We start from the raw sequence: 14,932 nt of genomic DNA on the forward strand, positions 1-14,932 counted from the left end.
CTAAGGTTAAGACCAGCCTTTACATTAAAAGACACCTGCGAAAATCCCATAGTACAGATTAACGCAAACAATACGGTAAAAAAAACTTTTTTCATCACATTTATAAATTTAAATATTCAATTAATATCCAACAAACTGTGTGTAAAGACACTGTCACCTGAATTCATGAACAGTAAAAGAGCCGGAGATGTTTCCCACACTCCGGCCTACACACAATTCAAGTATTTATCGGTTAGTTCTCATGTATAGTACAGATACTTACACGATTCCAGTCCGGTTCTTCAAACATATTACCAACACCCTGACCTTCTGCTGCGATCCGGCTTTCGGCAATCTTATATCTCTTGACCAGCATATTTCTGACAGCTTCGGCACGTTGCCTTGCGATACGTGCGTTCACCTCTGCCTTTCCTTCCGGAGAAGCATACCCCTTGATAGATACAGTTGCAGCCTTGTGGTTTCTCAAATAAGTAGCGATACGTTCCACGTTAGGTATCTGTGAGGATTCTACCGAAATACCACCCTGACGGAATGTTACCACAGATTCCAATGTCTTTCTGTTATTAGTGATAGTATCTGTTACAATTGTGGGGCCCTGGTTTCTACAATCAGACAATTCTTTTTCCAATTCAGCTGTTTTCTGACTGGCCGCTTCCAATTCAGCATTCTTGTCCGCATTCTCCTGACGTAAACTGTTCACTTGCGCGTTCAGCGCATCCACTTCAGTTTGGTCATACAATTTGGCGAAAGATGCATGGTGCTTTCCGTTACTGCATGCAAAATGATATTTTAGTCCAGCAGTAATTTCCCATGCCGCACGGTTGGCATTAAAGCATGTATTTTCAAAGCCATTCGCATTCATATCATATACAAGAGCAGGCTTGAAACCAAGCGTCCATGCTTTTTCCTCTCCTAAATTGAAATTAAAATTCAAGCCCAACTTACTTGACATACTGTTCAGATCACCATCTCCATTCATGGAATAATGCAGCCATCCTATACCGGCAACCGTTTCCACTTCAAACAAACGTGGAGTGCCAAGATAACCTCCAAAAAGATTATTCAGATTGACAGTAGTCAACAGACTCAAATTCGTATTGTCAAAGGCTGTTTTACTGGCTGTCGTATTAATACTTGTCATGGCTTCAATACCTAATCCGAACACAGGCGTGACCTGTTTACCCAACCCGATGCCCCATGTGGCACGCATATTTCTAAAAAATGCACTGTGAGTAAGCGGACTGGTTACACCCGCATTGACCCCAACAGACCAGTTATCTGTAAATTTGACTCCTTCTACCGCTTTCTGAGCATAGATGCCGCTTGTAAGCATACAAGCTAAAATTGGCACAATAATCTTTTTCATATCTTGTTTAATTTAAAATAAAAACGCGCAAATATAACAAAGATTACATTTGTGTAATATTATAACATATGTTTTTTAACATAATTCTATTTTACTAAAGCTTTTCGATATTTATCAATCTAATTATATTATATATAGACAACATTTTTTATAAACACAGTTATAGAGCGAAGAAAAAGCCAACTATAACAGATATTTTTTTAACTAATTCTATTCAAAATCTGTTCAATCAAATCTTTTTATTTATACATTTGCAAAAACACTTTAGTGATATTACCTTTTTAAACATTATATAACAAATAAGTTAAATTAAAAAATTATGAAAAAGTACATTGCTGAAATGTTGGGAACTATGGTTCTCGTTCTTATGGGATGTGGTACAGCAGTTAGTCTGTCGTGTACATCATCAGAGCCAAATCTGGCTTCTACAGTTATAGGTACGGCTCTCGCATTCGGATTGTCTGTTGTAGCCATGGCCTATACTGTCGGTGGAATCTCAGGTTGCCACATTAATCCGGCCATCACGCTCGGTTGTCTCTTGTCAGGTCGTATGAACGGGAAGGATGCCGCCATGTACATACTGTTTCAAGTGATCGGTGCCTTTATCGGCTCAACCATCCTTTGGACATTAACCTCCAATTCAGGATTGGAGGGAACCGGTGCCAATGCCTGTCAAGAAGGCGTTTCCATGACTGGAGCTTTACTGGCAGAAATAGTCTTTACATTCATATTTGTACTAGTTGTATTGGGCACTACGGATGAGAAAAAAGGAGCCGGGAATTTTGCCGGACTTGCTATCGGTCTTTCCTTGGTATTGATTCATCTCGCTTGTATCCGTTATACTGGAACGTCTGTCAATCCTGCCCGCAGCATAGCCCCCGCCTTCTTTCAAGGAGGAGAAGCCCTAAACCAACTTTGGATCTTTATTATAGGACCGTTTGTGGGTGCTGCGTTAAGTGCCGGTGTATGGAAAATCTTTGCTGATAAAAAGAATTGATCAAGCCTCTTGTTTTTTATAAAATGAATATCTGCATTTAAAAAAACAAATTCAATTTTACTTTGTTCTTAATTAGCAGATAAGGCAAATTCATGACTAATTTTAAGAGAATGAAATAAAGACACAAATTAATCACATTAAAAAATAGAAAACTATGAAACTAAAAATGTATTTCGTAATGCTGGCTATGGGGTTACTTAGTTTCGCAATGCAAAGTTGTGACGATGATGACAATGCTCCTGTTTCGGAACAATTAGAAAATGCCTTTGTTAAAGAATTCGGCAATATCGCTCATGACTGGAGTACCCGTGGAACAAATCACATAGCAACATTCAATCAAGACAATAAAGAAAAAGAAGCCTGGTTTGACGTAAATGGCGTATGGCTAATGACAGAAACGGATATTGTTTATGAAGCACTGCCGGCGGAAGTGAAAACGACATTTGAAGCACTCACCAAATACGATGGTTGGAAGCGTGATGATGTTGACATGCTCGAACGCAAGAATATGGAAACTGTATATGTGATCGAAGTAGAGAAAGGCAATGAAGAATATGACCTTTATTTCGATACCAAGGGAAATTTATTGAAAGAAGTAGCTGACAAGGAAGATGACTCCGAAGATTATCTGCCTACGGCTTTACCTGATGCTGTGAGCAAAATCCTGAACGAAAAATATGCAGGATATAAGTTGCTTGAAACAGATTTAGACAAAACCACCCATGTGCTGGAAGTCGATATCCTATTGCAGGCTATAAAACTGGAAGTTTGCTTTGTTAATAACGTATGGGTTTCCACTGCTAAAGAGGTTCTGTATGACACATTGCCCGCTAAAGTAAAAGAAGCTGTGGAAAACGCTTTAAAGGAACATCAAGGAGCGGAATTGGACGATGAAGCCGATGAAGTGGATACTCCTAAAGGAAAATATTATATAGTGGAATTGGAGATAGAAGGTAAACCAAGTGTAAGTATCAGAATCAATGAAGATGGCACACCCAAACAATAATTTCCAACATATAATATTCATATTGCATAAATTATGATTTATCCGAGTTAAGGATTATATAAAGAACAGGAACTTTCAATACGGGACAAAACTTCAACAAAGAAGTTTTTGTTCCGTATATGATATTTATAAAATATGATATTCATAAAAAATATGGATAATATAAGTCTAATACTGCCCATTACAAAAAAGTATACTTTAAAACAATCCTTCATACCATTCTGCTTAACCTAAACAATATTGCTCGTACTATTTTATCTACATATAACTAAAGTTTCCCATTCTCTATTAAGTAGTTGAGAAATAACAATAATTATCTATATGTCTACTATTTGCAGAAAAAATCGCAAATAAACGCTACAAAATCTCTTTTACAACCTATCTATTAGCAAAAGTTCATTATATCAACCTTCTTATTGACTATCATTTTCTTTTTCTAGGTTTTGTTTCTTCTTTTGTACGATATTGATAAAAGAAGAACTAATGATACCGGTCGGAATAGCTACCATTGTCACACCTACCAGACAAATAATACAACCCAATAATTCCCCCAAAAAGGTAATGGGATAAATGTCACCATATCCGACTGTAGCAAATGTAATAATGGTCCACCAGATTCCGTCACCGATATTTTTAAAGACTTTAGGTTGTGCATTCCTTTCAATATAGTACATCAAAATGGCGGAAAAGCAAATTGTAATAAAACTAGCTGTGTAGACTGTTTCAAGTTCTTCTCTGGCAGAAGCAAGAGCCATACCGATAATTCGGAAGTTCAATCCGACTTCAGTCGAACGCCATCCCACAGATAGAAAATCTTTATCTATAACATCCACAGCTATATGGGTAAGTTTGCGTCCTCAATTATCCTCATTTACCCAAAAGAGAAAAGAAGGCTCTATATCCAAAAACAAATCAAAATTGTCAGACAGCCCCATCTTCCACTTCTATTCTATGGATATGTCGATACTTTGTGCCTTGATATCAGTACTAGCATCATTGGAGATATTTGTCAATTTCACTCTACGTTGTACATACAATAAAGAAAAACCAAGGTTATTCCATAGAAATCGACCTGATAAAATAAAAGGAAACCACCAGTACATATCTGCCCATGGTGGTTTCCTTGTCAATCTAAATCACAGCTGGGAAATCTATTGTTACTACATCTACCATCCCGGATTCTGTGGTAACAATTGCGGATTTCTCTGAAGTTCTCCTGTCGGAATCGGATAAAGGTACATCTTGTCCTCCCAAGTACGGCTTTTTCCTGCCTGATATGAAAGGTCGGGATTCGTGTAGTTGGGATATACAATGGCCAGATTACCGTCAGGTTTTCTTTTTCCCACATAAGTCAGTACATTATTGAGCAGTTTACCGGCTTTCCAACGTTTCAGGTCATTGAATCTGAAACCTTCTCCTGCCAACTCAATGCAGCGTTCACGACGGATCTCTTGTAAAACAGGGCTCAGGCTGTATCCCCAGTCCGGCCATTTGGGATCGGTAAAACCTACATTTACTGTCAGGTGAGGCATTCCAACACGGTCTCTTAATTGGTTGACAGTTCTATCCAAATCCGCATTGGTGATGGTATTCAATTCCGCTTTTGCTTCCGCATTGATCAGCAGGGTTTCTGCATAACGGTAAGCGATGCCATCGAAGGAGCTTTTCATATACAACGCCTGTGAGTATATGGGATTGAATCCTTTGATAGGTCTGTATCCTGTGAAACAGTGCTGGGTGATAAACTCATCCTCATTCACCACAAAAGTAGAGTCCTTCAGGTCATCTGTCACGTTTGTCGGAAAATCGTTGGTGAGGATCAGCTGTTTCAGACGGGGGTCACGATTGGCCGTTTCCTTTCTCATTGTTTCATCGCCTAAATATTTATTACTTAGTGAAATGGGAAGCCCGTCCGAACAAAGGAAGCTTTCTACAAAACTTTTGGAGAAACCGCATCCGGCCTCACGTCCTGCAGCTGCCATGTTGTGTTCACGTATGTTCGTCTTATAATCCACGTAGAGGACGGCCTCTTTCAGGTCACTCTTGTCGTCTATGCGGTACATATTGAAATAGTCTTCTTGTGGATGGCCCGTATTATAGATTTCATATCTTCCTGATGTGATAAGCTTGTCACTTTCAGTTGCAGCCATTTGCAACCACTTTTCTGCTTCTGAGGCATATTCCAATTCATCATGGTATTTATAATGGGTACCTTCATTCAGGCAGAAACGTGCCTTTACGTGTCTGGCTATGTCCTTATTCAGGCGGTTGGCTTCTTCACTGCCTGCTTCCGGCAGCCATTGGATGGCGAAATCCAGATCTTCGATGATTTTTTGGAACACTTGGTTTCTCTTCATTTTCGGACCGTACAGTTCCTCGCTGTCCACATTCAGGTCAACTTCCAGCCAAGGCACATCTCCCAAAAGCTGAATCTTGTTGAAATATTCCAGCGCACGGAAGAAACGCATTTCAGCTACATAAATGTTGACATCCGCTTCGGCAGCCTGCACACTCTGATAATGTGTCATGAAATAATTGATGTTACGAATATTCTGCCAGTTTGATTTTTGCCATACGCCACCTTCTGTAGGCACGACATATTGTCCCCATAGGAAAGAATTGATATCGTTGGGGACCTGGATGTCACTGTCCGTGTCATCCAGAACACTGACTCCTCCCGGTATCAGACCATAAAAGGCATTGGCATAGGCTTTCAGGTCATTGACAGATATCCAAAAACTCTGGTCATTCAAATTTTGCGGGCCTCTTTCCAGAAAAGAGTCATTACAGCCTGTCAGAGACAGGGCAGCCGCCATATAAAGTACATATTTTAGTTTCATAAAAGTTTTGTGTTAAGATTAGAATACAACATTAAGTCCCAAAGCCAGCGATTTCTGCTGCGGATACTTGTATGGATCGTCCAGTTCTGGGTCAAATCCTTCCGGAGTATGCTTGAAAGTCAGCAGGTTCTCTCCGGTGAAATATACGCGGCATTTCTGTATTCCCCATTGTTTCGTCAGGGAAACAGGCAGGGTATATCCGAAAGACAATGATTTGAGACGCAGGTAGGATGCGTCAAGCAGATAGCGTGTCTGGTTTTGACCTAAAGCCTGGCTGCCATTGAAACGTGCCACCGGAAGCCAGCCCCCTGCATTGTCTTCACGCCAGTAATCGTTACCTACAGCTGTAGGAACCTGCCACATGCTTCCGTATTGCCATTTAAATGTATAGGGGAGCATCAGGTCACGTTTTCCGACACCCTGGAAGAATATTCCTAAATCAAAGCCCTTCCAGTCCGCCGAGATATTGAATCCGTAACGGTAACGCGCCTTGTTGTTACCGATAATCTTCATGTCACCCGGCTTGTCAACCGTATTCTCTCCATAATCCACGACACCGTTACCGTCAATATCCATAAATCTGATATCACCGGGCACTTTGCTGATTCCGCCGTCCAGTTTGGACTGGTCAGGAGCCGAAGCTATCTCATCGGCAGACTGGAACAGGCTGGATTCATATCCCCAGATGTCACCGACTATCTGTCCTTCATAATATGGAGAAGACAATGACTTGGTCGGATTGTCATATTTGGTGATTTCCGCCCGGGTGTCAGAAAGATTGAATCCCACACTGTAATGCAGTCCGTTGTCCAGCTGGTCATTCCAGGTCAATGCCAGTTCCCAACCGCGTGTTACCATATCGGCGGCATTCTCCAAGGGCTCACTCATACCTAGGATATTAGGCAATATTCTACCCGGTCCCAACATATCGGTCGTTTTACGCTGGTAATAGTCGAATGTACCCTTCAAACGGTTCTGCAGGATGACAAAGTCAAGCCCCAAGTCCCACTGGGTAACCTTTTCCCAGGTAACGGTATTGCTTACAAGACCACCGGGCAATACATATTGGGGCTGTTTTCCCCCCATGATATATCCCAAGGTACCTGTTCCATAATTGGACAGATAAGCGTACCACCCATTATCCAAAGCCTGGTTTGCCAGACTACCGTAAGAGGCTCTTATCTTCAATTCATCAAAAAATCCGTTAGTGGCTTGTTTGAACCAGCTTTCTTCCGATAATTTCCAGCCCAAAGAGAAGGAAGGACTAAATACGGAACGGTCATCTTTCGGGAATTTAGACGACAAGTCATAACGGCCGTTCACCTCCAACAGATAACGGTCCGCAAAACTGTAGTTTACACGGAAGAAACCGCTTCTTGTGGCCCAGCTGTCATCCGAATTGCCCACATATTTCTCTCCGGTAGCGGCGTCCATTGAGGGAAGGTCATTGGAGATAAGCTCATCCCGGCTTGCCGAGAAGCCACGGGTATGCTTGGTTTCCTGATTGTAACCGGCCATTACTTTAAAATAATGTTTGCCCAAAGTTAGTTCATAGTCACCGAACAGGTTGAAAGCGTTGTATGTGTCATTGGCCTGGCTTTCTGACACGCCGCTTGGCCTGGAGTGTTGGAAAACCTGTAAGAATTTGCCATCTATACCGTATTCGTTGAATGTTTTTCTGTGTACCTTGCCATGTTCCGCATAATAGTTGAATGTATAGTCCATGTTGATTGTCAGTCCTTTCAATGGGGTAAGTTTCAAGGCAAGGGTGTTCCAGAAGTCATTCTTCGTGGTCTTACGTGAACCCATCTCATCCAAAACTGCGGCAAAGTTGGTGTAATTACCTTGACCTGACCAGTTACCATCAGGATGTTTTACAGGCATGAGAGGTTGTGTGTCGTTACCGATCCATGACTCTCCGTGCACGGCATCCTGGGCAAGTCCGTCCAGTTCGGTACGGATATAACTTGTCTTCATGGATACGTGCATCCAGTTGTTGATGTCATAATTGATATTGTTCACCATATTGAACTTACGGAAGCCCTCATCCCCGTAACGCATCAGTGATCCCTGGTCCATATAACCCACCGAGGTATAATAAGTGGCCTTGTCGCTACCACCGTTAATATTTACATTATATTTTTGGACAGGGTAAGTTTTCTTATACATCTCTTTCATCCAATCCGTATTTCCGCAATAGGCATATTTGCCGGCCTGACAGTTTCCGTACTGCCAGCTGCTGGGGTCCTTTGCCACAAAGACCGGAAGGTTGTTGACCGGATCATAGAAATAAGCCTCTATATGCTCCATTTCCTCCTGACTGAGCAGGTCACGGCCGCTGGTCGTATTGTTTGCGGCGTTCATCCAGTGCGCATATTCCATGGAATTCATATATTCCGGACGGGTTGTCGGACTGTTGAATGAGACAGATGCATCGAATGACACTTGTGTAGGCATATTCTTGCGGCCGCTCTTGGTTGTGATAAGGATAACACCATAAGCGGCACGGGCTCCATAGATAGAGGCAGAAGCTGCATCCTTCAATACAGATACGCTTGCCACATCTTGCGGATTGATCAGGTTCGGGTCCATCTGTACTCCGTCAACCAAAACCAGCGGGCTACCACCGTTGATGGACGTTTCACCGCGGACATTGAAGCTTGAGCCTTTTCCCGGCTGTCCGCTGGTGGTGATGTTCAAGTTAGGGATTGTTCCTTGCAAACCTTGTCCCAGATTGACGATGGGACGGTCTGCCAGCACTTTGTCATCGACGGCAGAAACCGCACCGGTCAGATTGGCTTTCTTGACAGTCGCATAACCTACAACAACAACCTCGTCCAAGGTCTTGCTGTCTTCTTTCAGTGCTATTTTCAAGGGCTTGCCCTCCCATATGATTTCAGAGTTCATATAACCCACATATGAAACGACAATGACATCACCCTTCTTTACGTTTGGAATACTGAAATCTCCGTCCAGTCCCGTTATTGTTCCGTTCGTTGTCCCTTTGACAACAACAGACGCACCGATGACGGTTTCACCGTTCTGATCCACAACCACTCCCGTACAAGCATTGTCCTGTTGTACAGAATGCATTTCTACAGCCGCTGCATGAGAGGCGGCCTGAACATATCCGGTAGAAAAGCCGGATAAAAGTAACATAGCGCTTACTAACTTTAGTCGCTCTTTTTTCATAGCTTTAATATTTGAAGATGTGTTTTATGAAAATTTATCTGTGATTTCTATTTCGGTTTTAAGCAGTTTTTCTAATTATGATTTTTTCAATTAACAAGTTAATAAATTCGCTCTTTTTTAAAGGTTATTTTATTTTTCAACGCAAATATATAAATACAAATTAAAATACAATCCAATATTCATAATTTTTTTGATGAAAAAATACCGTTTACGTAAACGGTGAAAGAAGTTCCGATATCTGTAACTTCAAAATAAAATTTATCTGGTAGTATAACCATGGTTATATTTGATAGTAATTGTATAGAGGAGCTTGTAATGCCGTTCTTTTTACTGATATACATCCTCGGAGTTTAGGTTTAGGGATTAAAATGTCTACTGTATTACGAAGCATACCAAGATGTCTGACTGGCTGTGTAATATGGATTCTACATGAACGAAGATCAAGGATATTATTCCATAATACGTATATTAAAACAGATCTCGTAATTGGGGCATTATTAGATTACAAATCTGTGATGTAATTAAATCAACGTCCTCACCTTTCGTTCTTAATTTTACTAACCCCTTATAAAAAACAAAAAAAGGAAGCATTTAACTAATTGATTCTTTAACATTTCATTTTTTATTGTTATTTTTAAGGCAGATAATCTAATTAAGAACTCATGGGAACATTAGGATGTATCAACGACATGCTGCAACGCGATAAAGAAAATCGAGAGTTGCGCAAACGGAATCGGGAGAGGCTAACAGACACCTACCACCGGTTATTGGATACAGGAAAAGAGACTGACCTCTCTCAGATGACGGTGGAAAAAATAGAAGATATCCGCCAGAAAACTTTGGAAAAAGAAGAGCTGGATAAGGTTGCCTATTTTAAGACAATGCTTTATTTAGCTTTAGGAATGGTATTGATTCTTCTCTTGGTATGGTTGCTTGTGGGGTGTAGCGGTAAACCGTCCAGCAACAATCAGCCTGCGGTAAAGAGTGATTCAGCTTCGATTACACAAGGCGCTCAAACAATCTCCGTTCATACCCAAGACACGATCTGCCATCTTCCTGTAGCTACTCAGAGTGTAAAGGATTCTGTGTTTACAGAGCAAGAACTGCAAAAGATACAGAATGAACTGCGAAAACGATATGCGCGTTCAGAAATAGAGGGTACTCGATTAGACGGCAATATATCTGGATCGGGCATAAAAGGTAATCATCTTGTTGTAAATTTATGTCTAAACTCTCCGGAAGCCAGAGCCGTTTTCCGTAAGAAGGTCATGGACTCACCCGCTATCCGTTTTGAAGGACCCATAGAACCAACACCCAACAATCAACGATACACTTCCGACACTTTGGGCATCCATTTATATCCTGAATTCTCTGCATACCCATACACGGCTCATACCGCCACTTTTGTTTTATTCAACCAGAGCGAGCACGAGATAGGGTGTGGAGACCCATACCGGATTACTTATGAAAACCAGCATGGAGTCTGGCGAACTCTTCCCATAAATACAAACTTCCACTGCGTTGGCTATATCATCAAACCTGGGAAACAATTCTGTTTAAAGCTCACTTAAACCCGAATGTCCTGCCCAACCGACCGGGCAGATACAGGTTCTTCTATGAGGTGGAATTAACCGATAAAAAACAGAAAATTATGCTCATGACCGAATTCCGGCTGGCAGACATCAAAGAAGCTGTTCGCGATTCTTCCGATGTAATCAGCGTGGAATATAGATGACTATAATAATAACAGCAGATGCCAAGCATCTTACGAATATTGTATGTTTTCGAAATACCTTTGTTTTCACAAATTGTTTTTGCCTATGAGAAGCGGTATTGTATTTTTGATATCCTTTTGCCTTCTTTCAACCACTTGCATTCAGCAACGACAGAAGTTGGAAACGAAAGAATGTTCTACCACCCAAGCCGACACCTCGTTTATTGTGGTGGACTCCACCTTATTACTATATTTAAAAAAGAATACTTCCGATAAAGAAATTTATGCCGTATTGGAAGAACGACCTGAATATCCGGGTGGCATGAAGGAAGCTATAAAATATATACAGACCCACATTCAGTATCCTCCTGCTGCCATATACAAGAAAATACAAGGGAGAGTTTGGATAGAGAGTGTCATTGACCGCAACGGAAAAGTTGTACAGCCTAAAGTAGCATACAGCGTCCATCCCCTGTTAGACCAAGAAGCACTCCGCATTGTAAGAATGATGCCAGACTGGAAGCCGGGGAAACTGAACGGAGAGACCGTGAAAGTAAAATACGTTTTTCCTGTAACCTTCCGCATCGAGGATCACATTACGCTTGTTGATAAGGATTCCCTGTGTAATCCGAATGATACAGGAGTCGTAGAAATTAAGTACATTCCTCCTGTAAATGCCGATCTGCCTATCAAAAGAACTTCCTCTATAAAATGGGGGCACTTAGTGGATGATGCAGAAGGAGTAACCAAGGTCTGTTTAAACGACCAGACGCATCAGGAAATCAAGTGCAAAAGTGAAGAAATCAATGTGGAACGAATTTCAATTTCGAATGATAAAGTCTATGTATCCATTGCCTGTCCGTATTTTCATTTGATTTATAAACATGAAGCATTTTTATTTCGCGAGGACAAACAAAAGAATTTACATCAGATTCACGATGAGAAAATAAGCAAAGAATCTATTGCCATTCTATTGAATGATTCAAAGGTTATTGAGATAGGAGTCAACTTACCTAAGGATGTTCAACTGGGTGACTATCTCCTAAAAATCAGACTTTATAATGAAGATGAAACTTGCTTCTACAACATATATCAATGGTTTGAAGCCTACATCTCACAGCAGGTTTCATACAGAGAAAAGCCTATTCCTGTAGGACCTGCTAATTACTCCGGTAATCAGGTTACCCCAAATGAAGAGGATGTTTTTGAGGTAGTGCAATATATGCCTGAGTTTCCGGGTGGCGTGCCCAAACTGATGGAATTTATCAGACAGAATATACAATACCCTCAAGCTGCCAAGCAAAGCAAACTGGAAGGTACAGTTATCATGCAGGTGGTGATTGATAATGACGGAACGGTGACCCAGCCTCGCATTCTTCGCAGTGTCAACCCTGTTTTAAGTGCGGATGCTGCATTATGTGAAGAGGCACTTCGCATTGTTTCGATTATGCCCAAGTGGAAACCGGGTCATCAACATGGAGTGAACCTCAAAGTGAAGTATACATTCCCTATCAAATTTGAAATACCGGTTAATTAACTGTCTAAAGAAGGTAATTGTAAACAGATTTAAATATAAACAAAAATATAAAGAATTCTGATATTGAATTAAAAAAAACTGTCATCATGAAAAACTTTTTACTATTTGCTACCGGAATAAGTTTCTGTATCTTTATCAGTTGCCAACAGACTTCATCCCACAAACCTTTTGTAGAATTATCTTCATTGGAACTTTCGGAAGAAGAGATGCCTATGGTATCCATCAGTAATGACTTTGCTTGCAGTTTTTTTCAAAAGATGAATGAACAGGAGAAAGGACAAAGTTTTTTCATTTCTCCTCTGAGTGCCCAATTCAATTTAGGGATGGTTGCCAACGGAGGCTCAGGAGAGACTTTACAAGAAATAGAATCTGTACTTTCTGCATCTGGAAGCAAGCTTCAATCTATCAATAGCTACTTTTTAAAACTGATGAACAATCTACCTCAATTAGATTCTACGACTATCTTCCAATCAGCCAATTCCATTTGGATTCATGACGAGTCACCTATAAAGGCTACCTTTCAACAAATTAATCAGAAGTATTTTCTTGCAGAAACACAGAATCTAGACTTTTCAGATCCTAAATCAACCGATATTATAAACCAATGGACAAAAGAACAAACTCAAGGACGTATCTCTAAAATCTTGGATCAAACTATGGGTAATTGTATTCTCATCAATACGTTGTTCTTCAAAAGTGGATGGATTTTCCCTTTTGATCCGGCTGAAACCCGGCAGGAAAACTTTTATCCTGTGAGTGGAAAGAAGCATCCGGTCAGCATGATGCACCTGTCTGATCAATGGTTTGCTTTTCATAAAGCGGAATTGTTTGAAATGGCTACCCTCCCTTACGGAAACGATTCGTATGCCATGACAGTGATTCTTCCCAAGAAAGGTGTATCCATTGACTCCTGCATAGCCACATTTAGTGAAGCCAATTGGAAAGCATGGCTGTCCGCATCAGATAGTATAAGTTGTATGCTGGACCTCAAATTACCTTCTATCAAGTTGGATTACAAATCCAACATCATTCCTACCTTCCAGAAAATGGGCATCCATGATGCTTTTAATGCAAATTGTGCAGACTTTTCACGTATGACAGATATGCCTGCTTATATTTCTGAAATCGAACAATTTACCCGATTGGAAGTAACGGAAACAGGCACAGTTGCAGCAGCAGCGACTATTACAAATGTTGTTTTTGAATCAGAAATAGTGCCAGAGATTACACCTTATCCATTCCATGTCAATCGTCCATTCTTGTTAGTTATCCATGAAAATAAAACAGGTTTAATTTTGTTTATGGGAAAGATGATGGATATTCTGTAATCTGAAACACAGAGCATTACAAGGGAGAAAAATAACTTTAGCAAGCAGAAAACTTATCTATAGTATCCGTATTGTATAATCCTCAATATTAGAACGTGCCATGAAGATACCTATATTTTTCAAAAGTATGATGACAGCCATTCTTTTCTTTCTTATTCTTTGGGAAGGGAAGGCTACCGGTCTATCCGGTGATGTCATTTATCTGCAGGGAGAAGAATGGGTGTTATTGGACAAGCCCATCAACCGGGATTCTATCCTGTTTCATCGGTTGATGGAATTCTTGCCGGACAACCATTGCATTACTACCGCCAATTGGGAAGGCTATACCGCCTATTGGGAAGTGCAGCAATCTCATCTGTATCTGCATCATTTGGAAGTCTGTGTCTATGATAAACAGAAGAAAGAAGAGTATTCCCTCACTTATCAGCCAGACCAATTGAAAAAAGTGTTTCAACCTTATTACCAAAACGGGAAAATCTGTGCCCGCTGGTTCAACGGAGAACTTCGTGCCGGGAAAGGTGAGCTGGTGCGTTATGTACACAGCGGCTTCGACCGCAATCTAGAAACGGAACAAGTGATGGTGCTTCAACACGGTCGTATAGAAAGCTGCCAGACTTACCATAATACCCTACGGGCTGGCATGAAAATACAGCATGCTCAGGATGAAATTATCCGGCGTTTTCCTTGGCATCGCTTTCCGGAATACAAAGGGAAACGCATGACCTTTTGGGTAAATAATATGCAATGCTATTCGGATGGTCGTCTGGTGGATTTGGATGTAGTGATTATGTCCGTTCGTCCAAAACGGGAAAACATTGATGACAAGAATCATCCTTTGGCAAAAGCATTTAAAGAAGTGCTGAAGAGCATTTATCGGCACTATAAAATATTTTGTGTAAATGGAAAATACGGGATTCAAAATCGAGTTCCGTATTTTTTATTTTATACATTT

The 14,932-nt window shown here is 40.8% G+C and carries 8 protein-coding genes and 4 pseudogenes; 7 read left to right on the plus strand and 5 right to left on the minus strand.

What is annotated here, in order from left to right; genetic code table 11:
- Together AB5062_RS21520 and AB5062_RS21525 are read right to left on the minus strand one after the other, a co-directional pair.
- Nucleotides 1-95: pseudogene (locus AB5062_RS21520) on the minus strand (PorT family protein); the annotation flags it as partial.
- A 137-nt stretch (nucleotides 96-232) separates the two neighbouring features.
- Entirely contained in the window at nucleotides 233-1,366 is a 1,134-nt protein-coding gene (locus tag AB5062_RS21525) for an OmpA family protein (RefSeq protein WP_005852373.1), read from the minus strand.
- A gap of 319 nt (nucleotides 1,367-1,685) precedes the next feature.
- On the opposite strand from AB5062_RS21525, the gene AB5062_RS21530 reads away from it, so the two are divergent.
- Nucleotides 1,686-2,363, plus strand: a complete 678-nt coding sequence (locus tag AB5062_RS21530; protein WP_005852371.1) for an MIP family channel protein — start codon at nucleotides 1,686-1,688, stop codon at nucleotides 2,361-2,363.
- A 154-nt stretch (nucleotides 2,364-2,517) separates the two neighbouring features.
- Nucleotides 2,518-3,369: a PepSY-like domain-containing protein gene (locus AB5062_RS21535; RefSeq protein WP_005852369.1), complete on the plus strand. Its 852-nt coding sequence runs from the start codon at nucleotides 2,518-2,520 to the stop codon at nucleotides 3,367-3,369.
- 413 nt (nucleotides 3,370-3,782) lie between these two features.
- Here AB5062_RS21535 and AB5062_RS21540 read toward each other — a convergent pair.
- The 3 genes and pseudogenes from AB5062_RS21540 to AB5062_RS21550 all read right to left on the minus strand — a co-directional run bounded on the left by AB5062_RS21540 (nucleotide 3,783) and on the right by AB5062_RS21550 (nucleotide 9,401).
- Nucleotides 3,783-4,474 (minus strand): annotated as a pseudogene (locus AB5062_RS21540) (potassium channel family protein).
- A gap of 61 nt (nucleotides 4,475-4,535) precedes the next feature.
- Nucleotides 4,536-6,209, minus strand: a complete 1,674-nt coding sequence (locus tag AB5062_RS21545; protein ID WP_005852365.1) for a RagB/SusD family nutrient uptake outer membrane protein — start codon at nucleotides 6,207-6,209, stop codon at nucleotides 4,536-4,538.
- Between the two features lie 18 nt (nucleotides 6,210-6,227).
- Complete coding sequence (locus tag AB5062_RS21550; protein ID WP_005852363.1) at nucleotides 6,228-9,401, minus strand: TonB-dependent receptor; 3,174 nt, start codon at nucleotides 9,399-9,401, stop codon at nucleotides 6,228-6,230.
- A gap of 662 nt (nucleotides 9,402-10,063) precedes the next feature.
- On the opposite strand from AB5062_RS21550, the pseudogene AB5062_RS21555 reads away from it, so the two are divergent.
- The 5 genes and pseudogenes from AB5062_RS21555 to AB5062_RS21575 all read left to right on the plus strand — a co-directional run.
- Nucleotides 10,064-10,333 (plus strand): annotated as a pseudogene (locus tag AB5062_RS21555) (hypothetical protein); the annotation flags it as partial.
- Nucleotides 10,334-10,669: 336 nt separating this feature from the next.
- A complete protein-coding gene (locus AB5062_RS21560; protein WP_368326977.1) occupies nucleotides 10,670-10,972 on the plus strand; it encodes an immunoglobulin-like domain-containing protein in 303 nt (100 codons plus the stop codon).
- 249 nt (nucleotides 10,973-11,221) lie between these two features.
- On the plus strand, nucleotides 11,222-12,652 hold the full coding sequence (locus AB5062_RS21565) for an energy transducer TonB (protein WP_005852357.1): 1,431 nt from the start codon (nucleotides 11,222-11,224) through the stop codon (nucleotides 12,650-12,652).
- A gap of 86 nt (nucleotides 12,653-12,738) precedes the next feature.
- The gene (locus AB5062_RS21570) at nucleotides 12,739-13,980 is read left to right on the plus strand and encodes a serpin family protein (RefSeq protein WP_005852354.1); all 1,242 of its coding nucleotides are present in this window, start codon (nucleotides 12,739-12,741) and stop codon (nucleotides 13,978-13,980) included.
- A gap of 100 nt (nucleotides 13,981-14,080) precedes the next feature.
- Nucleotides 14,081-14,932 (plus strand): annotated as a pseudogene (locus AB5062_RS21575) (carboxypeptidase regulatory-like domain-containing protein); the annotation flags it as partial.

The sequence above is a fragment of the Phocaeicola sp. RTP21359st1_B8_RTP21360_211022 genome, from assembly GCF_040911965.1.
GTDB classification, from domain to species: domain Bacteria; phylum Bacteroidota; class Bacteroidia; order Bacteroidales; family Bacteroidaceae; genus Phocaeicola; species Phocaeicola vulgatus.

Bases quoted from the DNA above. Each gene is read 5' to 3' on its own strand.
- AB5062_RS21525 (WP_005852373.1), bottom strand. From the start codon at position 1,366: ATGAAAAAGATTATTGTGCCAATTTTAGCTTGTATGCTTACAAGCGGC.
- AB5062_RS21530 (WP_005852371.1), top strand. From the start codon at position 1,686: ATGAAAAAGTACATTGCTGAAATGTTGGGAACTATGGTTCTCGTTCTT.
- AB5062_RS21535 (WP_005852369.1), top strand. From the start codon at position 2,518: ATGAAACTAAAAATGTATTTCGTAATGCTGGCTATGGGGTTACTTAGT.
- AB5062_RS21545 (WP_005852365.1), bottom strand. From the start codon at position 6,209: ATGAAACTAAAATATGTACTTTATATGGCGGCTGCCCTGTCTCTGACA.
- AB5062_RS21550 (WP_005852363.1), bottom strand. From the start codon at position 9,401: ATGAAAAAAGAGCGACTAAAGTTAGTAAGCGCTATGTTACTTTTATCC.
- AB5062_RS21560 (WP_368326977.1), top strand. From the start codon at position 10,670: ATGGACTCACCCGCTATCCGTTTTGAAGGACCCATAGAACCAACACCC.
- AB5062_RS21565 (WP_005852357.1), top strand. From the start codon at position 11,222: ATGAGAAGCGGTATTGTATTTTTGATATCCTTTTGCCTTCTTTCAACC.
- AB5062_RS21570 (WP_005852354.1), top strand. From the start codon at position 12,739: ATGAAAAACTTTTTACTATTTGCTACCGGAATAAGTTTCTGTATCTTT.